This is a genomic window from Streptomyces sp. NPDC003284, from assembly GCF_053589675.1.
On sequence record NZ_JBSFSI010000005.1, the window covers coordinates 375,529 to 395,523 of the forward strand.

Below are 19,995 nucleotides of genomic sequence, written 5' to 3' on the forward strand. Positions count from 1 at the left end.
GTGCTCCGGACCGGCCCGACGCCTGCCCGGCCGCCGGGGGCACCCGCTACCGTGGGTCGGATGAGCAGCGACGAGAAACCGGTGGCAGTCCCCCGCTCGCTCGCGGAGGACCTGCGCGCGCGGGACGACGCCTCCCTGACCGCGCTCCTGCGCAGCCGCCCGGACCTCATCACGCCGGTCCCCGCCGACCTGACCCAGCTCGCCACCCGGGCCGGTACCCGGGCCTCGGTGGTGCGCGCGCTGGAGCGGCTGGACCGGTTCGCCCTCCAGACGGCGGAGGCGCTGGCCGTGGCGGCGGACCCGGCGGCGTACGGCGAGCTGCTGGGGCTGATGGCCGGGGACGAGGGGGACGGTGCCGTCGCCGCCGCGCTGCCCCGCGCGCTGGCCACCCTGCGCGAACAGGCGCTGGTCTGGGGCGACGACGACCGGCTGCGCCTGGTGCGCACCGCCCGCGAACTGCTCGCGCCCTCCGCGCAGCACCCCTCCCCCACCGGGCTCGGCCCGACGGTGCAGGAGGCCACGGCGGGCATGTCGCCGGGACGCATCCAGGAGATCGTGGCCGCCGCCGGGCTGCCCTCCACCCATGACTCGGTCTCGGCGGCGGCCGCGCTCACCGCCCTGTTCGCGGACCGGAAGCGGATGGCCGCGCTGCTCGCGGACCTGCCGGAGGACTCCCTTGAGGTGCTGGACCGGCTGGTGTGGGGGCCGCCGTACGGGCAGGTGACCGCCGATCCGGCGCCCCGGCTGCGGCGGCTGCTCGACCGGGGGTTGCTGCTGCCCACCGCGCCCGGCACGGTCGTCCTGCCGCGCGAGGTGGCGCTGCATCTGCGCGCCGGACGCGCGCACCGGGCGCCCGAGCCGCTGCCGCCCGCCGTGGAGGCCGCCGCCGCGCACAGCGCGCAGGTCGTCGACGCGACCGCGGCCGGGCAGGCGTACACCGCGCTGGCCACCGTCGAGGAACTGCTGAAGGACTGGGACGAGGGCGGCCCGAACGTGCTGCGCGCGGGCGGTCTGAGCGTGCGCGACCTCAAGCGCGCCGCCGTCGCCCTGGACGTGGCCGAGCCGGTGGCCGCCTTCTGGATCGAACTCGCCTACGCGGCCGGGCTGCTGGCCTCCGACGGCGACGTGGACGAGCGGTACGCGGCGACCCCGGCGTACGACGAGTGGCGGGAGCGGCCCGCCGCCGAACGCTGGGCGCTGCTGGCGCAGGCGTGGCTGGCGGCGACCCGGACCCCGGGGGTGGCCGGCGGGCGCGACGCCAAGGACCGCGTGCTGTCCGCGCTCGGCCCCGGGCTCGACCGCTCGGCCGCGCCGGAGGTACGGCACCGGGTGCTGGCGCTGCTGGCGGGCCTTCCGCAGGGCACCGCGCCGGTCGCCGAATCGGTGCTCGCCCGGCTGCGCTGGGAGCGCCCGCTGCGCGGGGCGCAGCGCGATCACGAGCACGACCTGCGCGAACGCCTCGCCCGGTGGACGCTGTCCGAGGCGGAGCTGCTGGGTGTCACCGGCCGGGGCGCGCTGTCCGCGCACGGCCGGGCGCTGCTCGGGGCGCCGCCCGCGCCGGAAGCGGTCCCTGCGCCCGAGCCCACCGGGCCCGGCGACAAGCTGCCCGTCCACCACCACCGGGGCACCGGCGTCCCGCAGGCCCAGCAGTCCGCACAGGCCGTACCCACCGCACAGGCCGCGCGGGCCGCCGCGGCGGAGGCCGCCGCCCGGCTGCTCGCGCCGCTGCTGCCCGAACCGCTGGACCACGTCCTGCTCCAGGCGGATCTGACGGCGGTGGCGCCCGGCCCGCTGAGACGTCCGCTGGCGGACACGCTCGGTGTGCTCGCCGACGTGGAGTCCAAGGGCGGCGCGACGGTCTACCGCTTCACCCCGGCCTCGGTGCGGCGCGCCCTGGACGCCGGGCGCACCGCCGCCGACCTGCACGCCTTCCTCGGCCGGCACTCCCGGACGCCGGTGCCGCAGCCGCTGGCGTACCTGATCGACGACGTGGCCCGGCGGCACGGGCATCTGCGGGTCGGCGCGGCCTCGGCCTACGTCCGCTGCGACGACGACGCGCTGCTGAACGAGATCCTGGCCGACAAGCGGTCCGCCGGGCTGCGGCTGCGCCGCCTCGCGCCGACCGTGCTGGCCACCCCCGCCGATCCGGCCGCCCTGCTGGAGGGGCTGCGGGCGATGGGCTACGCACCGGCGGCCGAGTCCGCCGAGGGCGATGTGCTGATCGCGCGCGCCGACTCCCACCGGACCCCGCCGCGCACCGCTCCCGAACCGGTGCCCGACGGTCCGCCGCTGCCCGACGCCACGCTGCTGTCGGCGGCGGTGCGCGCGATCCGGGCGGGCGACCTGGCGTCCACCGCGCCGCGCAAGCCGTCCGCCACGGCCACGGCCGACGGCGGGCTGCCCCGCACCACCGCGGCCGAGACCCTGGCCACGGTGCAGGCCGCCGTGCTCACCGGGGAGGCCCTGTGGATCGGCTACGTCAACGCCGAGGGCACCGCCGGTCAGCACGTCATCGCCCCGATCCGGGTCGAGGGCGGATTCGTGACCGCGTACGACCACACGGCGGACGAGGTGCGCACCTACCCGCTGCACCGGATCACGGGGGTGGCGGAGCTGGAGGCGGACACCGGCTGAGAGCATGTCAGTCAGCCTCAACCAGGCTTCACAGCCTGTCTTTCTGACGTCGCGCCAGGTGCGCCGGGGGCCGCGAGTTCGCCCGCCCGCCGGGAACCGATTCCCTGCCCGCCCGGCCCCCGTAACACCTCGCACCCAGTGTTCACCCGTCAACCAGACCCCTGACGACGGGTGCGACACATGGACCTCAGCAGACGCCGTCTGCTCGGCCGGGCAGGAGCGGGCGCCGCCACGCTCGGCCTGTTCACCGCGGGCTTCAGCACGGCGGGCGCCTGGGCGGCGCCGCGCTTCCCCGACGACCCCTTCCGGCTGGGCGTCGCCTCCGGCGACCCGCACGACGACGGATTCGTGCTGTGGACGCGGCTCGCGCCGGACCCGCTGGCCGTGGACAGCCGCGGCGGCATGCCCGAGCGGACGGTGCCGGTGCAGTGGCAGGTCGCCACCGACGAGCGGTTCCGGCACGTGGTGCGGTCCGGGACCGCACGGGCCGTGCCCGAACTCGCCCACTCCGTCCACCCGGAGGTGCGCGGCCTGCGGCCGGGCACCGAGTACTTCTACCGCTTCCGGGCCGGGCAGGCGATCAGCCAGGCGGGCCGCGCCCGGACCGCCGCCTCGCCGCACGGCCGCGGCGGCGACCGGCTCAGCATGGCCTTCGTCTCCTGCCAGTGCTGGTACGAGGGCTACTACACGGCCTACCGGCACCTGGCCGACGCCGGGCACGACCTGATCGTGCACCTGGGCGACTACCTCTACGAGAACGGCGTCGGCGCCACCGCGGGCGTGCGGGGCATGCCAGAACTCGACGCGCAGTACCGGCGCGAGACGTACACCCTGGCCGAGTACCGCAACCGGTACGCGCTCACCAAGCTGGACACCGACCTCCAGGCCGCGCACGCCGCCGCCGCGTGGGCGCTGACCTGGGACGACCACGAGGTCGAGAACAACTGGGCCGGTGACTGGGCCCAGGTGGACGGCGACGGCTTCCCCGACGGCGACCCGGCCGCCTTCCGGGCCCGCAAGGCCGGCGCCTTCCAGGCCTACTACGAGCACCAGCCGCTCCGGCTGCCGCAGAAGCCGCACGGGGCGCGGGCCCGTATGTACCGCAGGCTGACCTTCGGGCGGGTCATGGACCTGCACGTCCTGGACAGCCGCTCCTACCGCGACGACCAGGTCGGCGGCGACGGCACCAAGCCGGGTTTCGACGCCGAGCGGCGCGCCCCCGGCCGGCAGATGCTGGGCGCCGAGCAGGAGGCGTGGCTGCTGCGCGGCGCGGCCCGCTCGCACGCCACCTGGAACGTGCTCGCCAACCAGACGCTGATCGCCCAGGTCGACCAGGACCCGGACCCGGCGGTGCTCTCCTCCGGCCTGGACATGTGGGACGGGTACGTGGACGCCCGGACCCGGCTGCTGGGCGGCCTGTACGAGCGCGGTGTGCGCAACACGGTCGTCCTCACCGGTGACATCCACCGCAGCGTCGTCGCCGACCTCAAGCTCGACTTCGACGACCCGTCCTCGCCGGTGGTGGCCACCGAGTTCGCCGGTACGTCGGTCACCTCGGGCAAGAACGGCTCGGCCTCCGACCAGGTCGGCGCCAACTGGCTGGCCGAGGGCGTCAACCCGCATCTGAAGTGGCACAACGCGCAGCGCGGCTACACCACGCTGCATCTGAGCCATGACGAGCTGCGGGCGGAGTACCACGTCACGGACTACGTGACCGCGCCCGGCTCCCCGGTCTCCACCGCCGCCGCCTTCACCGTCGCCCCCCGCCGTCCGGGCGCCCGGCAGGTGTGACCCGCTCCCGCGGAGGGCGGGCGCGGGCCGCCCCGGGCCCGCCCTCCGCGGCACGGCCGGGCCGCGCGGGCGGTGGTGCACACTGGAGTGTTGGCCGAGCCGTCCGGCCGCGTCAGCGAAAGGGTGCCGCGCGTGAATGGTCCGTTGATCGTCCAGTCCGACAAGACCCTACTCCTGGAGGTCGACCACGAGCAGGCCGACGACTGCCGTCGTGTCATCGCTCCGTTCGCCGAGCTGGAGCGGGCGCCCGAGCACATCCACACCTACCGGGTGACACCGCTGGGGCTGTGGAACGCGCGCGCGGCGGGGCACGACGCCGAGCAGGTCGTGGACGCGCTGGTGCAGTACAGCCGCTACCCGGTGCCGCACGCGCTGCTGGTGGACATCGCCGAGACGATGGACCGGTACGGGCGGCTGACCCTCAGCAAGCACCCGGCGCACGGGCTGGTGCTGACCACGACGGACCGGCCGGTGCTGGAGGAGGTGCTGAAGTCCAAGCGGATCGCCCCGCTGGTCGGGGCGCGCATCGACCCGGACACCGTGGCCGTGCACCCCTCCGAGCGCGGGCAGATCAAGCAGACGCTGCTGAAGCTGGGCTGGCCCGCCGAGGACCTGGCCGGGTACGTCGACGGCGAGGCGCACCCGATCGAGCTGGCCGAGGACGGCTGGGCGCTGCGGCCCTACCAGAAGCAGGCCGTGGAGAACTTCTGGCACGGCGGCAGCGGAGTGGTGGTGCTGCCCTGCGGGGCGGGCAAGACCCTGGTCGGCGCCGGTGCGATGGCGCAGGCCCGGTCGACCACGCTGATCCTCGTCACCAACACCGTCTCCGCCCGGCAGTGGAAGCACGAGCTGGTGAAGCGGACCTCGCTGACCGAGGACGAGATCGGCGAGTACAGCGGGACGAAGAAGGAGATCCGCCCGGTCACCATCGCCACCTACCAGGTGCTCACCACCCGGCGGAAGGGTGTCTACCCGCACCTGGAGCTGTTCGACTCCCGGGACTGGGGGCTGATCGTCTACGACGAGGTGCACCTGCTGCCCGCGCCGGTCTTCAAGTTCACCGCCGACCTCCAGGCGCGGCGGCGGCTCGGGCTGACCGCGACGCTGGTGCGCGAGGACGGCCGGGAGTCCGACGTCTTCTCGCTGATCGGGCCCAAGCGGTTCGACGCGCCGTGGAAGGAGATCGAGGCGCAGGGCTACATCGCGCCCGCCGACTGCGTCGAGGTCCGGGTGAACCTCACCGACTCCGAGCGGCTGGCCTACGCCACCGCCGAGACCGAGGAGAAGTACCGCTTCTGTGCGACCACCGCGACCAAGCGGAAGGTCACGGAGGCGATCGTGCGCCGCTTCGCCGGGCAGCAGGTGCTGGTGATCGGCCAGTACATCGACCAGCTCGACGAGCTGGGCGAGCACCTGGACGCCCCGGTCATCAAGGGCGAGACGTCCAACGCGCAGCGGGAGAAGCTCTTCGACGCCTTCCGCGCGGGCGAGATCACCGTGCTCGTGGTGTCGAAGGTGGCGAACTTCTCCGTCGACCTGCCGGAGGCGACGGTCGCGGTCCAGGTCTCCGGCACCTTCGGCTCCCGTCAGGAGGAGGCGCAGCGTCTGGGCCGGGTGCTGCGGCCCAAGGCCGACGGCCACCAGGCGCACTTCTACTCGGTGGTCGCCCGCGACACCATCGACCAGGACTTCGCGGCGCACCGCCAGCGCTTCCTGGCCGAGCAGGGCTACGCCTACCGGATCATGGACGCGGACGAGCTGCTGGCGGAGGAAGGCTGACCGGGACGGGGTCATCGCGCGTCCGTCCCGGGCGGCGCGGGAGGGCGGCCGCCGCGAGCAGGGCGAGGCCCAGCAGCACGTAGGGCGAGGCCAGGGGCTGCTGCCACCACGGCAGGCGCAGATCCAGCTCGCCCGCGTGCGGCACCAGCCACAGGGTGCGGGCCGTGAAGCAGAGCGCGGTGAGCGCCGCCGCGCCGCGGTGCCCCTCGGCCAGCAGCACGGCGACCAGGGGGACGCACCACACCCAGTGGTGGGACCAGCTGATCGGGGAGACCAGCAGCGCGGTGAAGGCGGTGAGCAGCACGGCCCACCGCTCCCGGGGCGCCCGGCGGACGAGCCAGAGTCCGGCGGCGGCCACCGCGAGGTCCGGCAGCAGCCAGGCGAGGCCGGGCTCCGGGTCCCGCAGCAGGCGGGCGATCAGCCCCTGGAGGGACTGGTTGTCGACGATCCACAGCTTCCCCACTCGGTCGGTCTCGAAGACATGGCGGGTCCAGTAGGCGACGCTCGCCCCGGGCTGGGCGAGCAGGCCCACGACGACGGTCGCGGCGAAGGCCGCCGTCGCGGTGGCCGCCTCCCGTCCGCGTCCGCGCAGCAGCAGATGGACGACGAAGAGGCCGGGGGTGAGCTTGATGCCGGCCGCGAGGCCGATCGCGGCGCCCCGGCCGCGCGCTCCGGGCGGACGGGTCAGGTCCCACAGCACGAGGCAGGCCAGGGCGAGGTTGATCTGGCCGTAGCGGAAGGTCTGGAAGACCGGTTCGCACCACAGGGCGAGCGCGGTCGCGGTGCACAGCAGCGGCCACCCGGCCGCCCGGCCCGCGAGCCGCGCGGACAGCTGGACCAGCCGGCCCAGCAGCAGCGCGTTGCCCGCGAGGAAGACCAGCTTCAGCACCGGGGCGGGCAGCAGGGCCGTGGGGACGAACAGCACGGCCGCGAAGGGCGGGTAGGTGGCGGGCAGGCGCCCGGCGGTGACCGCGAAGCCGTACAGATCGCGGCCGTGCAGGACGGCCGCGCCCTCGGCCCGGTACACCAGCGCGTCGGGCATGGGCAGCCGCAGATGGGCGAACAGGGCCGCCAGGGCGAGGAAGGAGGCGGCGAGGAGGGCCGGAGCAGCCGCCGTGTGTGACCGGAGGGCCACCGTCCGTTCTGTCACGGACCGACCCTAGTAGGTCACTTGTGGCGTATGCCCGCTTCCTCGCCGTACTCCCCGAGGATGATCACGTCGAACGCGGCGCCCGCGTACACCTTCACGGCGTGCAGGGCGTCGCCCAGGCGGTGGTGGTGGCTGCCTCGGACAGCCGTGGCACCGGCCGGGCGAGCGGCGGGGGCCGGATGGATGGTCGCTGCACTCATGACTCAATGGTGGATCTCGGAGGGCGTGGTCGGCATCGGTCTGCGGAGCCAACCTTCTTGCCCTCCGCGTACCCCTCTGGAGGGAGCACACCCCCTACACCGGACGGGCGACTCCCCCTAGGGGTCACCGGCAGAACCGGACATAGAACCGGACATAGAGGGACCGGGAGCGGGGCAGCGGGCCGGGGCACGGACGTCCGGCGGGAAAACGGTTGGCCTCCCCCGCGCCCGGCGCACTAGACTCTCCGCCCTTGCCCGCCTCCCCACGGAGTGCCGCCGGCCGGACGGAAACCGGACGGCAGATCCCGCGTGCCCGCGCCCCGCCGCACGGCGCCGCGCAGCGCGCACCGCGCCGCCCGTCCCCGCAGGTCCTCCGGAGGCACCGCCTTGTCGTCGTCCACGCCCACCGACCCCGCCGTACGTCCCGCGAGCACCCCCGCGGCCTCCGCCGCTGCCACCGCGCCCGCGGCGGACGATCCGCTCGGCCGCGAGCGGTCCCATCTGGCCGCCTCCCGCGCCGCCCTGCGGACCATGCGCGCGGACGTCGAGTCGCTCGACATCCGCGACGTCAGCGCGAACTGGGTCAACGCCGAGGTGCTCGCCCGCCAGATCGACGAGCGCATCAAGGCACTGGCCGACCTGAGCGACACCCCCCTCTTCTTCGGCCGCCTCGACTACCTGCACGCCCCGGGCGCCGACCAGGCAGAAGGGGCGGAGGGCGAGCGCTTCTACATCGGGCGGCGGCATGTGCACGACGCCGAGGGCGACCCGATGGTCATCGACTGGCGCGCGCCCGTCTCGCAGCCGTTCTACCGGGCGTCGAAGAAGGACCCGATGGACGTCGCCCTGCGCCGCCGCTTCGGCTACACCGGCGGCGACCTCACGGCGTACGAGGACGAGCACCTGTCCGACCCGGCCGAGCAGGAGGGGGCCACGGTCACCAGCAAACTGCTCCAGCAGGAGATCGAACGCCCGCGCGTCGGTCCCATGCGCGACATCGTGGCCACCATCCAGCCCGAGCAGGACGAGATCGTGCGCTCCGGCCTGTCCGGCACCGTCTGCGTCCAGGGCGGCCCCGGCACCGGGAAGACCGCCGTCGGCCTGCACCGGGTCGCCTTCCTCCTCTACGCCCACCGCGACCGTCTGGCCCGCACCGGCACCCTCGTCATCGGCCCGAACCGCTCCTTCCTGCACTACATCGAGCAGGTGCTCCCGGCCCTGGGCGAGCTGGCCGTGCAGCAGGCGACCGTGGACGACCTGGTGGCCCACGCCGAGGTGCGCGGCACGGACGACGCGGCGGCGGCCCTGGTCAAGGGCGACGCGCGGATGGCCGAGGTGCTGCGCCGGGCGCTGTACTCGCACGTCACGCTGCCCACCGAGCCGGTCGTGGTGGTCCGCGGCTCCCGCCGGTGGCGCGTCGCGGCCTACGAGCTGGAGGAGATCGTCAAGGAGCTGCTGGACCGGGGCATCCGCTACGGCGCCGCCCGCGAGGCCCTGCCGCAGCGCGTCGCGCACGCCGTGCTGGTGCAGATGGAGCGGGCGGGCGAGGCGCCCGACGACCGGGTGCAGGACACCGTGGCCCGCAACACGGCGGTGAAGGCCGCCGTCAAGGCCGTCTGGCCGCCCGTCGACCCGGCGAAACTGGTGCTGCGGCTGCTCACGGACGCGGACTTCCTGGCCGCGCACGCCGAGGGGATCCTCACCGAGGAGGAGCAGAAGACGATCCTGTGGGCGAAGCCGGTGCGGTCGGTGAAGTCGGCCAGGTGGTCGGCGGCCGACACCGTGCTGATCGACGAGGCCACCGACCTGGTGGAGCGCACCCACTCCCTGGGGCACGTGGTCCTGGACGAGGCGCAGGACCTGTCCCCCATGCAGTACCGCGCGGTCGGCCGCCGCTGCACCACCGGATCCGCGACCGTCCTGGGCGACCTGGCGCAGGGCACCACCCCGTGGGCGACCCGTACCTGGGAGGAGGCGCTGGCCCACCTCGGCAAGAGCGAGGGCGTGATCGAGGAGCTGACGGCCGGTTTCCGCGTGCCGACGGACGTCATCACGTACGCCTCCCGGCTGCTGCCGCACATCGCGCCGGGGCTCACCCCGGTCGCCTCGGTCCGCGAGAACCCGGGCTTCTTCCGGATCCGGGCGGCCGAGGGGGACACCGACGTGGTCGCCGCCTGCGAGGAGCTGCTGCGCCACGAGGGCTCGACCGGTCTGATCGCGGCCGACGCCCGGATCCCCGCGCTGGCCGAGGCCCTCGCGGCGGCGGGTCTGACCCACCTCTCCCCGGGTGCGGAGACGACGGCGGAGACCCGCCTCACCCTGGTCCCGGCCTCCCTCGCCAAGGGCCTGGAGTACGACTACGTGGTCCTGGACGACCCGCAGGCCGTGGTGGACGGCGAACCGGACGAGCGGACCGGCCTGCGCCGCCTGTACGTGGCGCTCACCCGTGCCGTCTCCGGCCTGATCGTCACCCACACGGCGCCGCTCCCGCGACAGCTGGCCTGAGCCGGCCCGGCGGCCGCGCCGGGCCCCGCCTCACGGCGGCGCGGGCCGCACCGGACAAGGGTGCGGCCCGCGCCGCCGTGCACACGTGACGTCCCGCCCCCGCGCGAGCGCCCCGCGCCGGCCGGCCGTTCAGACCGCGAGCTGCTGCGCGCTCAGGCCGTCGAGGACCGAGCGCCACTGGGCGACCGCGTCGGCGCAGACCGCGCCGGACCAGCCGCCGGACCGGGCGGCGCCGCCGATGTGGAAGGCGTCGATCCCGGCGGTGCGCAGCGGCGGCACGTGCTCCAGACGCAGGCCGCCGCCGACCATGATCCGCTGCTCGTAGCCGGGCTCCCCGGCGCGGGCCGCCTCGGCGACCAGGGTGGGCAGGCCGTCGTCCACGCCGCCCGCCGCGCCCGCGGTCAGATACGTGTCCAGGCCCGGCAGTCCGTCCAGCTGCTTGCGCACGGCGTCGCGGTCGGCGGAGCTGTCGATGGCCCGGTGGAAGGTCCACGGGCAGCCGTCCAGCGCGGTGACCACGCGTTCCACGGCCGCCATGTCCACCAGGCCGTCCCCGTCGAGGAACCCGAACACGAACTCCCCGGCGCCCGCGGCCCGCAGGTCGCCGACCACCCCGGCCAGCCTGTCCACGCCCCCGGCCCCGCCCGAGGAGAAGCCGTCCGCGAGCCGCACCATCACGCGCAGCGGGATGTCGACGGCGGCGCGGATCGCGACGACGGTGCCCACCGGCGGGGTCAGCCCGTCGGCCGCCATGTCGGTGACCAGCTCGAGGCGGTCCGCGCCTCCGGCCTGGGCGGCGACCGCGTCCTCGGCGTCGAGGGCGATCACCTCCAGGACTGCACGCATGCTCATAGGACCCCTTTCCTCGGTTTCCCCTGGGGCTTGACAGGTCTAGTCCAATATCAGGGTACGCCGGATGGCGGCCCCGGCGCAGAACCGGTCACCCGAAGATGTTCAGCTCGGCCTGTTCCGCGCCCGCCAGCTCGTAGCCCGAGGCGGGCAGCGGGCGGCCGGTGCAGAGCCGGACCAGGGTGGCCGCGTCCCCGATGTAGCGGGCCGGGGGACGCGCGGCGCGCACGTCACCGAGGCGCAGCGGCTCGTCGACGTCGTCCAGATCGGCGTGCAGCGGCAGCCGGCGCCTGATCCGGGTGACCCGGGCGAGCAGCGGAAGCGCGCAGGACAGGGCGGCTCCGGCGTACGCGCCCGGCGCACCGAAGGTCTCGCGCACATCACCGGCGTGCACCCATTCGCCCAGCGCGAGCCCGTCCAGCGCCCCGTCGGACCGGGCGATCACCGCACCCGCCTCCGTCATGCCGCGTTCCAGCTCGTCCACCACCCGGCCGTCCGTCCACTCCGCCCGCTCCGCGATGTCCCGCTCATTGCACTCTGGCGAGAACACGCCCTCCTCGAAACGATTCTCCACCACCCTGGTCAGCGCGGCGGAGCAGTGCGCGAGCACATCGCGCACCGTCCAGCCCGGACACGCGGCGGTCGGCAGCGTGAAGTCCGCCTCCGGCCGCGCCCGCAGCAGCGGGATCAGCGCGTCCCGTTCCATGGCGAGCAGCCGTCCGGGCAGCCGCGGGTCCCGTACCTCGTGCAGGTCAGCAGAAGTCATGGTCCCCACGCTAGGGGTTACGGCCGGTCCCGCGACGGGAGAATGAGCGCATGGCCGATCACGTCGACACCGAAGCCCTGCGCATCCGGTGGGCCCGCGCCCTGGAAGGGGCCCGCGGCCCCGCCGGCGGGCCGGACCCCGTCCCGTACGCCGACCGTCTGATCGCCCGCTGGCGCGAGCCGCAGCGGCGCTACCACACACTGACCCACCTCGACGCGGTCCTGGACCACGTCGACGTGCTGGAGGAGTACGCCGCCGCACCGGACACGGTGCGGCTGGCCGCGTGGTTCCACGACGCGGTCTACCTGCCCGAGCGGTCCGAGAACGAGGAGCGCTCCGCCCGGCTGGCCGAGCGGGCGCTGACGGAGGCCGGGGTGCCGGCCGGGACGACGGCGGAGGTGGCCCGGCTGGTGCGGCTGACCACCAGCCACGACCCGGCCGCCGACGACCGCGACGGCCAGGTCCTGTGCGACGCCGACCTGGCGGTCCTGGCCGCGCCCCCGTCCGCGTACGCCGCCTACACGGCCGCCGTCCGCGAGGAGTACCACTTCGTGCCCGCCGACGCCTTCCGCGAGGGCCGGGCCGCGATCCTGCGCCGCCTCCTCGGCCGGCCGCTGCTGTTCCGCACCCCCTACGGCCAGCGGCACTGGGAGGCGACGGCCCGCTACAACCTCGCCTCCGAGCTGGAAATGCTGTCGCTCTGAGGGCGTCGCCGCCCCTACCCTGCGCCCATGGAGCCATGGGGTGGGGAACAGGTGGAGCGGGCCGTCGCCGACGCCGTCGCGGTGCTGCGCACGGCGGTGGACCGCGAGTGGGACGGCGTGCCCGCCGGACGGCTGGAGTGGGACTGCCGGCAGACGGCGGAGCATGTGGCGGGCGATCTCCTCGCCTACGCCGGGCAGTTGGCCGGGCGGGCGGGCAGCGCGTACGTCCCGTTCGAGATCACCCTCGACGAGGGGACCAGCAACGCGGACGTGCTGGACGTGATCGTGACGACCGGCGCGCTGCTCGCCGCCACCGTCCGCACCACCCCGGCCGATGTGCGCGCCTTCCACCCGTACCCCTTCCGCGGCGCGGACCGCGAGGGCTTCACCGCGATGGCGGTGGCCGAGATGCTGCTGCACACCCATGACATCACCGCCGGTCTGGGCCTCTCCTACGCGCCGCCCGCCGAACTGGCCGCGGGCGTGCTCGAACGCCTCTTCCCGCACGTGCGGCCCGCCGACGCCCCCTGGCCGACGCTGCTGTGGGCCACCGGCCGCGGCGAACTGCCGGGCCGCGCGCCGGTGTCCGGGTGGCGCTGGGTCAATCCGCCCGAGGTCGCCGCCGACCGTCTCGTCCTGCGCAGCGTCGTCCCCGCCGCCGCGCGGGATCTGGCCGCCGGTGGCGACGGCGGGTTCCGCTGGGTCGAGGACGGCCCGTGGCGCGGGACGCGCGAGGCCGCCGGGATGACCGTGAAGGCGTACGAGAGCGGGGTGCAACGGGCCGAGTGGGGCCTGTTCGTGCTGGTGCGGCGCGAGGACGGGCGCGCGGTCGGCGGCATGGGCTTCCACGGCGCGCCCGACGAGGACGGCTGCGCGGAGGTCGGCTACGACCTCGCGCCCTCCGCCCGCGGCCGGGGCTACGCCACCGAGGCGCTGCGCGCGCTGTCGGCGTGGGCGCTGGCGCGTGACGGCGTACGGCGGCTGATCGCGCTGATCGAGCCGGACAACGGGCCCTCGCAGCGGGTGGTGACCCGCGCCGGTTACCTGCCCGCCCAGGACGCGGACGGCCTGCTCGGCTTCGAACTGCTGCCCTGACCGAGCAGCCGCCGAGCGCGTCCGGCGAGCGCGCGGTGTCCGGGGATCGGGGGTCCGGGGATCGGGGGTCCGGGGACTGACGTCAGGTTCCACAGGAGGGGCGACGGGTGACGGGCCGTCCGGCCCACGCGGGGGCGGTCCGCTCGCACCGGTCGCGGGCGGCCCCGCGGGTCAGCGGCGGGACGCGTCCCAGATGGCGTCCCAGGACGCCGTTCGCACTGGTGGGACGGTGCTGCCGTGGCCAAGGATGGGGGTCGCCGGCCGGCACCCCCCACTCCTTCGTCCGTCCCACCCGGGCCCGTCCCGGGACTTCAGGGAGAGAGTTCCCGTGCCCACAACGACCCTCCGCGCACCCGGACAGGCGGGCGGCGCCCGCGCCGCCGCGCTGGTGCTCGCCCTCGCCGCGGTCCTGGCCGGACTGCTGCTCGGCCCGACGGCCGGGCAGGCCCACGCGGCGACCGATGTACGCCTGCTCCAACGCGACCTGGCCGGCCTCAGCTACGCCCCGCTCAGCGGGGTCGACGGCGTCTACGGAAGCCAGACCACGGAATCGGTGCGCCACTTCCAGCGCGACAACGGCCTGGACGCGGACGGCGACGCCGGACCCGCCACCCTGTCCGCGCTCACCGCGAAGGTGAAGCAGGTGCAGAGCAAGGCAGGCACCTCCGCCGACGGCGACTACGCCACCGCCACCCTCGACGCGGTCAAGACCTACCAGAGCGCACACGGCCTGGCCGCCGACGGCATCGCCGGGCCCCTGACCATGGGCGCGATGAACATCGACCGCATCACCTCCAGCGGCACCGGCACCAACGCCGACACCAAGCTGCTCCAGCGCAACCTGGCGGGCCTCGGCTATCTGGCCGCGAACGGCGTCGACGGGATCTACGGCCCGGCCACCAAGGACGCGGTGCTGTCCTTCCAGAGCGACAACGCGCTGTCCGTCGACGGCATCGCCGGACCGCAGACCGACGCCGCGCTCTCCGCGAAGGTGCAGCAGGTGCAGAGCAAGGCGGGCACCCCCGCCGACGGCGACTACGGCACCGCCACCCTCGACGCGGTCAAGACCTACCAGAGCGCACACGGTCTGGACGCCGACGGCATCGCCGGGCCCGTGACCATGGCGTCCATGGGCATCGCCCGCGAGCTGGGCGGTGGCAGCCCCGGGGGCGAGAGCGGCGGCACGCCCACCGTCCCCCCGCTGTCCGGCAGCACCCGGGACAAGATCGTCCAGGCCGCCCGCTCCCAGCTCGGCGTGCACGAGTGGGGCGCCAACTGCAACCCGTACGGCCCGTGCGAGGCGTGGTGCGCGCTGTTCGCCAGCTGGACCTGGCGGCAGGCCGGGATCAGCTTCAGCACCGCCTTCAGCGGCGACTTCTACTACTACGGACGCAACCACGGCACGCTGCACAGCGGTCTGAGCGACCCGCAGCCCGGTGACGCCATCGTCTTCGGCTCCGGCCCGCAGAACACCAGCACCAGCGTGCACGTCGGCATCATCGAGAAGGCCAACGCGGACGGCACCGTCGACACCATCGAGGGCAACTCCGACGACCAGGTGATGCACCGCCACTTCGTCCCGGCCACGCGCGGCGCCTACGCGATCGTCTCGCCCGCCGGAGCCTGACCGCGCCTCCTCCGTCACCGGAGGCGACCCGGTCGGCACCGTCAAGACCGTGCCCCGCACGCTGGACCGCGGCGTGCGGGGCACGCGTCCCGCCGCCGCGACGCGCGCCGCCAAGGCCGCGTGTCGCGGCGGCAGTATGCTTCCTCTCGAATTTCAGGACCGGAGCACCGGGGCTGGTTCGGGGGGCAGTTCCATCGACGGACCGGCGGGGGCGCCGGTCCGCCGCTGTGTCTTCGGTCCGTCCAGGTGGTCCATCAGCGAATGGGCCCACAGTGAGCGAGAGCGACAGAGATCTCCCCGTATCCCCGTCTCCGCCGGATCCCGCAGCCGCGCTGCACGCGGAACTGCTGTCGCTGAAACAGCGGTCGGGGCTCAGCTACGTCCGGATCGGCGCCCTCACCCACTACTCGAAGTCGTCCTGGGAACGCTGGATCAACGGGAAGCAGTTCCCGCCCCGCGGCGCGGTGGAGAGCTTCGCCGAGGCCGTGCGCACGGACGCGGGTCCGCTGCTGGAGCTGTGGGACCGGGCCGAACTGCTGCGCACCGCCGTCGGGTTCGGCCCGGAACCGGAACTCGCCGAGGGAGAAGGGGAGTCGGCGGGGACCGAGACGGGTGCGGAGCCCGGGACGGCCGGGCCGGAGACAGCGGGCGCACCGGACTCCCTCCCCGCCGCGGCCTCCCTCCCCGCCGCGGACTCCCTCCGCGGGCACCGGCGGTGGCGGTCGCCGCGGCTGATCGGTGCCGTGGCCGCGGCGTGCGCGGTGCTGGCGGCCGGGGCCTTCGCGGCCGTCCACTACGCCACGGACCGCTCGGGCGGCAGGACGGACAGCGGCAGCACGGCCGACACCGCCATGTCCGCGTACGCCGACCCGGTCGGCTGCACCCGGGCCGGCTGCACGGCCAAGGACCCGGCGGCCATGGGGTGTTCCCGGGACGGGCAGACGCTCGCCCTGATCCGCAACGAGGAGATGGTGATCGAACTCCGCTACAGCAGGGCGTGCGGCGCGGCCTGGGGGCGGATCACCTACGCGAAGCCCAAGGCGGTCGTCGACGTGAACAACTCCGGGGGCACCAGCGAGGCCAGCCCGGTGCACTGGGGCAACGACGTGTACTCCCCGATGACCGAACTGAGCGGCGCCCAGAAAGCCTGGGCGTGCGGGACCCGGCCGGACGGCAAGGGCCGTACCTGCACCGTGCACAGCCCGGTGCCCGCGGCCCGCTGACGGCCGCCGCCCGGTGGGGGCCACGGCTCAGACAGGGCCGTGCCGCTTGCGCCGCCGCAGTCCCGAGGCGTGCAGCAGCCGCACCACCTCGCGGCTGCCGACCTCGACGGCTCCGGCGGCCACCGCGTCCGGGTAGCGGTGGGCGGGCAGGTCGTAGTGGTCGCGCTCGAAGGCGCGGCCGGGCACGCCCAGGGCGGCGGCGAAGCGGTGCAGTTCGGCGTAGGAGTCGTCGCTGACCAGGTGCGACCACAGACGGCCGTGGCCGGGCCAGGACGGCGGGTCGATGTAGACGGTCACGACGACGGCTTCCCGCCGAACGCGCGGGCCAGCGCGCCCACCGGCGCGACCTTCACGCCCGCCTGCGCGCACACCCAGTGCGGGTCGGGGCCGAGTTCGGGTTCGACGTCCAGGGCGTGCGGGTCGCCGTAGCCGCACACCGGGCACAGCGGCCAGCGGCCGTACCGCTCCAGCAGGGCGTCCTGGACGTCCTGCGCGACCAGCCCGGCCACGTACCGGGCGCCGTCCGGCCACTGCTCCACCCACCAGCGGCGCTGGACGACGGACTCCTCCACCAGCGAGACGACGTCCGCGTCGGCGACCTCACCGGCGACCAGATCGGCGAGGACCAGGGCGCGCGCGGCGTGCAGGGCCTGCTCCAGGGGGCTGAGGGATTCCATGGCTCCATTGTGCGCATCCGGACCGGCGGCGTGCGCGGGTGCGCCGTCGCGCACTCTTGACCGCACACCGGACAGAAAATATCTTTCATATGTGACCCAGGACGTGAAGGAAATTTTCGCAGGCTCGGGCACCCCCGCGGGCCTGGCCCCGCCCGCGCCCGCCGCCCTCGCCGCCAAGGTGCGCACGCTCGCGCCGTCCATGACCCGCTCCATGCAGCGCGTCGCCGAGGCCGTGGCGAACGACCCGGCCGGCTGCGCCGCCCTGACCGTCACCGGTCTCGCCGAGCTGACCGGCACCAGCGAGGCCACCGTCGTACGGACCGCCCGGCTGCTCGGCTACCCCGGCTACCGCGATCTGCGCCTCGCGCTCGCGGGCCTCGCCGCCCAGCAGCAGTCCGGCCGCGCCCCCGCCATCACGACCGACATCGCGGTGGACGACCCCATCGCCGACGTCGTCGCCAAACTGGCCTACGAGGAGCAGCAGACCCTCGCCGACACCGCCGCCGGACTGGACACGGTCCAGCTCGGCGCGGCCGTCGCCGCCCTGGCCGGGGCCCGCCGCACCGATGTGTACGGCATCGGCGCCTCCGGCCTGGTCGCCCAGGACCTCACCCAGAAGCTGCTGCGCATAGGGCTGATAGCGCACGCCCACAGCGACCCGCACCTGGCCGTCACCAACGCGGTGCAGCTGCGCTCGGGCGACGTGGCCATCGCGATCACCCATTCGGGTTCGACGGGCGACGTGATCGAGCCGCTGCGGGTGGCCTTCGAGCGCGGTGCGACCACCGTCGCCATCACCGGCCGCCCCGACGCGCCCGTCAGCCAGTACGCCGACCATGTGCTGACCACCGCCACCTCCCGGGAGAGCGAGCTGCGCCCGGCCGCGATGTCCTCCCGGACCAGTCAACTGCTGGTCGTGGACTGCCTGTTCGTCGGTGTGGCGCAGCGGACGTACGAGACGGCGGCGCCCGCGCTCGCGGCGTCCTACGAGGCCCTGGCGCACCGGCACAGCCCACGCGGCGGATCCCAGCGCTCCTGACCGTCCCTTCGGGCCCCGCTCCGACCGCCCCGCTCCGACCGCCCTGCTCCCGACCCGCCCGCTTCGGGCCGCCCCCTCCGGGCCGCGCGTCCGGCCCGGACCGGCCCCACGGCCGGGCCGGACGGCACCACCCCCGTCCATACCGCCGAGCCCACCGGCACCGCCCGCACCGCCGCTCCGGCGCACCCTCACCGCACCCGCACCCGCACCGCACGCACGGAGAGAGCCACCCCTCATGACCTCCACCTCCCACTCCCCCTCGCCCTACGGCCGGCTGCGCGCCGAGCTGGAGTCGCTGACGACCGAGGCGTTCCGTCCCGAGCTGTCCGAGATCGACCGGCTGCCCACGCTGGAGATCGCCCGGCTGATGAACGCCGAGGACACCGCCGTGCCCGCCGCCGTCGCCGAGCGGCTGCCGCAGATCGCCGCCGCGATCGACGCGGTGGCCGAGCGGATGGCGCGCGGCGGCCGGCTGATCTACGCGGGCGCGGGCACGGCCGGGCGGCTCGGGGTGCTGGACGCCTCCGAGTGCCCGCCCACCTTCAACACCGACCCGGCCCAGGTCGTCGGGCTGATCGCGGGCGGCCGTGAGGCGATGGTGACGTCGGTCGAGGGCGCGGAGGACTCCAGGGAGCTGGCCGTGGAGGCGCTGGACGCCCTGGGCCTGACCGCCGACGACACGGTGGTCGGCATCTCCGCCTCCGGGCGGACCCCGTACGCGATCGGAGCGGTCGAACACGCCCGCGCGCGGGGCGCGTTGACGATCGGCCTGGCCTGCAACGCGCACAGCGCGCTGGCCGCCGCCGCCGAGCACGGCATCGAGATCGTGGCCGGTCCCGAACTCCTCACCGGCTCGACCCGGCTGAAGGCGGGCACGGCGCAGAAGCTCGTCCTGAACATGCTGTCGACGATCACCATGATCCGGCTGGGCAAGACGTACGGGAACCTGATGGTCGACGTGCGCGCCTCCAACGAGAAGCTGCGCGCCCGCTCGCGCCGCATCGTGGCGCTGGCCACCGGGGCGCCGGACGAGGAGATCGAGCGGGCGCTGACGGCCACCGACGGCGAGGTGAAGGACGCCATCCTGGTGCTGCTCGCCGGGGTCGACGGACCGACGGCGGCCCGCCTGCTCACGGAGTCCGGCGGCCATCTGCGCGCCGCGCTGGCGGCCCCGGACGCGCGCGGACCGGAGACCGGCCACGGCGCCCCCGCGGTCTAGGGCCTGTCGTCACATTCCCGCCTGCCCCGGCCCCGACCCGCGCCCCGGAGCCGATCTAGGACTCGATCTGACCTATATCGCTCCTACCGTGGTGCACGTACGAAGGAACACGGGACAGGACACCACGGAGGGCCGGCCATGACCGAGACCACGCAGAACGAGACCGTGCGCACCGACCGGGCGGCCGTCACCGGCGAGCGCGCGGATCTGCTGGCGGCGCTGGCCAAGCAGCGCCACTTCCTGACCTTCCCCGCCCGCGGCCTCACCGACGAGGAGGCCGGGCGGCGCACCACGGTCAGCGAGCTGTGCCTGGGCGGCCTGATCAAGCACGTCACCGCGGTCGAACGCAGCTGGACGGCCTTCATCGAGCAGGGCCCCTCCGCGATGCCCGACTTCTCGGCGCTGACGGAGGCGGACTTCGCCCGGCGGGCCGACGAGTTCCGCATGCTGCCCGGGGACACCCTGGACGGGGTGCTGGCCGCGTACGCGGAGGTGGCCCGCGGCACCGACGAGCTGGTCGCGTCGCTGCCCGGCCTGGACGCCGACCACCCGCTGCCCAAGGCGCCCTGGTTCGAGTCCGACGCGCGCTGGTCGGCCCGCAGGGTGCTGCTGCACATCATCGCGGAGACCGCGCAGCACGCCGGGCACGCCGACATCGTCCGCGAGGCCCTGGACGGCGCGAAGAGCATGGGCTGAGGTCCCGGGGGCCGCCGTCCGGGACCGGTGAGGTGTGCGAC

Annotated in this window: 17 protein-coding genes; 11 read left to right on the forward strand and 6 right to left on the reverse strand. The window is 74.9% G+C overall.

The features are described from left to right. Nucleotides 1-60: 60 nt before the first annotated feature. From ACWDYF_RS14035 to ACWDYF_RS14045, 3 genes are all read left to right on the forward strand, one after another. Complete coding sequence (locus ACWDYF_RS14035) at nt 61-2,634, forward strand: helicase-associated domain-containing protein (protein ID WP_389463125.1); 2,574 nt, start codon at nt 61-63, stop codon at nt 2,632-2,634. A 180-nt stretch (nt 2,635-2,814) separates the two neighbouring features. After that, nucleotides 2,815-4,425 (forward strand): alkaline phosphatase D family protein, encoded by a 1,611-nt coding sequence (locus ACWDYF_RS14040; RefSeq protein ID WP_381737334.1) that lies wholly within the window; start codon nt 2,815-2,817, stop codon nt 4,423-4,425. A 132-nt stretch (nt 4,426-4,557) separates the two neighbouring features. After that, complete coding sequence (locus ACWDYF_RS14045; protein ID WP_381737332.1) at nt 4,558-6,204, forward strand: DNA repair helicase XPB; 1,647 nt, start codon at nt 4,558-4,560, stop codon at nt 6,202-6,204. On the opposite strand, the gene ACWDYF_RS14050 is transcribed toward ACWDYF_RS14045, so the two are convergent. Together ACWDYF_RS14050 and ACWDYF_RS14055 are read right to left on the reverse strand one after the other, a co-directional pair. Then, nucleotides 6,167-7,354, reverse strand: a complete 1,188-nt coding sequence (locus ACWDYF_RS14050; RefSeq protein ID WP_381737330.1) for a glycosyltransferase 87 family protein — start codon at nt 7,352-7,354, stop codon at nt 6,167-6,169. The two genes, ACWDYF_RS14045 and ACWDYF_RS14050, sit on opposite strands and share 38 nt — an antisense overlap. Before the next feature lie 17 nt (nt 7,355-7,371). Then, nucleotides 7,372-7,554 (reverse strand): hypothetical protein, encoded by a 183-nt coding sequence (locus tag ACWDYF_RS14055; protein WP_018567065.1) that lies wholly within the window; start codon nt 7,552-7,554, stop codon nt 7,372-7,374. 387 nt (nt 7,555-7,941) lie between these two features. Here ACWDYF_RS14055 and ACWDYF_RS14060 point away from each other — a divergent pair, with 387 nt between their 5' ends. Further along, nucleotides 7,942-10,059: a HelD family protein gene (locus tag ACWDYF_RS14060; protein WP_389463127.1), complete on the forward strand. Its 2,118-nt coding sequence runs from the start codon at nt 7,942-7,944 to the stop codon at nt 10,057-10,059. A gap of 129 nt (nt 10,060-10,188) precedes the next feature. Here the strand turns inward: ACWDYF_RS14060 and ACWDYF_RS14065 are convergent, their stop codons facing one another. Both ACWDYF_RS14065 and ACWDYF_RS14070 read right to left on the reverse strand, forming a co-directional pair. After that, nucleotides 10,189-10,911: a copper homeostasis protein CutC gene (locus ACWDYF_RS14065; protein ID WP_381737326.1), complete on the reverse strand. Its 723-nt coding sequence runs from the start codon at nt 10,909-10,911 to the stop codon at nt 10,189-10,191. Between the two features lie 88 nt (nt 10,912-10,999). Beyond that, nucleotides 11,000-11,674, reverse strand: a complete 675-nt coding sequence (locus ACWDYF_RS14070) for a maleylpyruvate isomerase family mycothiol-dependent enzyme (protein ID WP_389463128.1) — start codon at nt 11,672-11,674, stop codon at nt 11,000-11,002. A 50-nt stretch (nt 11,675-11,724) separates the two neighbouring features. On the opposite strand from ACWDYF_RS14070, the gene ACWDYF_RS14075 reads away from it, so the two are divergent. The 4 genes from ACWDYF_RS14075 (at nt 11,725) to ACWDYF_RS14090 (ending at nt 16,323) form a co-directional block, all read left to right on the forward strand. Next, the gene (locus tag ACWDYF_RS14075; protein ID WP_389463129.1) at nt 11,725-12,378 is read left to right on the forward strand and encodes an HD domain-containing protein; all 654 of its coding nucleotides are present in this window, start codon (nt 11,725-11,727) and stop codon (nt 12,376-12,378) included. Nucleotides 12,379-12,429: 51 nt separating this feature from the next. Beyond that, nucleotides 12,430-13,473, forward strand: coding sequence for a GNAT family N-acetyltransferase (locus tag ACWDYF_RS14080; protein ID WP_389463323.1), 1,044 nt, complete (start codon nt 12,430-12,432; stop codon nt 13,471-13,473). A 328-nt stretch (nt 13,474-13,801) separates the two neighbouring features. After that, nucleotides 13,802-15,100, forward strand: coding sequence for a peptidoglycan-binding protein (locus ACWDYF_RS14085; RefSeq protein WP_389463131.1), 1,299 nt, complete (start codon nt 13,802-13,804; stop codon nt 15,098-15,100). 272 nt (nt 15,101-15,372) lie between these two features. After that, nucleotides 15,373-16,323 carry a helix-turn-helix domain-containing protein gene (locus ACWDYF_RS14090; protein WP_389463133.1) on the forward strand — a complete coding sequence of 317 codons (951 nt, stop codon included), beginning with the start codon at nt 15,373-15,375 and terminating at the stop codon, nt 16,321-16,323. 27 nt (nt 16,324-16,350) lie between these two features. Here ACWDYF_RS14090 and ACWDYF_RS14095 read toward each other — a convergent pair whose 3' ends face one another. Next, nucleotides 16,351-16,620: a DUF4031 domain-containing protein gene (locus ACWDYF_RS14095; RefSeq protein WP_381737316.1), complete on the reverse strand. Its 270-nt coding sequence runs from the start codon at nt 16,618-16,620 to the stop codon at nt 16,351-16,353. Further along, the gene (locus ACWDYF_RS14100) at nt 16,617-17,000 is read right to left on the reverse strand and encodes a hypothetical protein (protein ID WP_064533786.1); all 384 of its coding nucleotides are present in this window, start codon (nt 16,998-17,000) and stop codon (nt 16,617-16,619) included. Before ACWDYF_RS14100 ends, ACWDYF_RS14095 begins: the two co-directional genes overlap by 4 nt. A 91-nt stretch (nt 17,001-17,091) precedes the next feature. Here ACWDYF_RS14100 and ACWDYF_RS14105 point away from each other — a divergent pair, with 91 nt between their 5' ends. The 3 genes from ACWDYF_RS14105 (at nt 17,092) to ACWDYF_RS14115 (ending at nt 19,954) form a co-directional block, all read left to right on the forward strand. Further along, on the forward strand, nt 17,092-18,039 hold the full coding sequence (locus ACWDYF_RS14105) for a MurR/RpiR family transcriptional regulator (protein ID WP_018567056.1): 948 nt from the start codon (nt 17,092-17,094) through the stop codon (nt 18,037-18,039). A gap of 235 nt (nt 18,040-18,274) precedes the next feature. Beyond that, nucleotides 18,275-19,258: an N-acetylmuramic acid 6-phosphate etherase gene (gene murQ / locus ACWDYF_RS14110; protein WP_389463135.1), complete on the forward strand. Its 984-nt coding sequence runs from the start codon at nt 18,275-18,277 to the stop codon at nt 19,256-19,258. Nucleotides 19,259-19,396: 138 nt separating this feature from the next. Further along, nucleotides 19,397-19,954 (forward strand): DinB family protein, encoded by a 558-nt coding sequence (locus ACWDYF_RS14115; protein ID WP_389463137.1) that lies wholly within the window; start codon nt 19,397-19,399, stop codon nt 19,952-19,954. Nucleotides 19,955-19,995: the final 41 nt, after the last annotated feature.

Excerpts from the sequence above, each read along its gene's own strand:
- ACWDYF_RS14065 (WP_381737326.1), bottom strand. The coding sequence starts at position 10,911 with ATGAGCATGCGTGCAGTCCTGGAGGTGATCGCCCTCGACGCCGAGGAC.
- ACWDYF_RS14040 (WP_381737334.1), top strand. The coding sequence starts at position 2,815 with ATGGACCTCAGCAGACGCCGTCTGCTCGGCCGGGCAGGAGCGGGCGCC.
- ACWDYF_RS14055 (WP_018567065.1), bottom strand. The coding sequence starts at position 7,554 with ATGAGTGCAGCGACCATCCATCCGGCCCCCGCCGCTCGCCCGGCCGGT.
- ACWDYF_RS14100 (WP_064533786.1), bottom strand. The coding sequence starts at position 17,000 with ATGGAATCCCTCAGCCCCCTGGAGCAGGCCCTGCACGCCGCGCGCGCC.
- ACWDYF_RS14035 (WP_389463125.1), top strand. The coding sequence starts at position 61 with ATGAGCAGCGACGAGAAACCGGTGGCAGTCCCCCGCTCGCTCGCGGAG.
- ACWDYF_RS14075 (WP_389463129.1), top strand. The coding sequence starts at position 11,725 with ATGGCCGATCACGTCGACACCGAAGCCCTGCGCATCCGGTGGGCCCGC.
- ACWDYF_RS14070 (WP_389463128.1), bottom strand. The coding sequence starts at position 11,674 with ATGACTTCTGCTGACCTGCACGAGGTACGGGACCCGCGGCTGCCCGGA.
- murQ (WP_389463135.1), top strand. The coding sequence starts at position 18,275 with ATGACCTCCACCTCCCACTCCCCCTCGCCCTACGGCCGGCTGCGCGCC.
- ACWDYF_RS14115 (WP_389463137.1), top strand. The coding sequence starts at position 19,397 with ATGACCGAGACCACGCAGAACGAGACCGTGCGCACCGACCGGGCGGCC.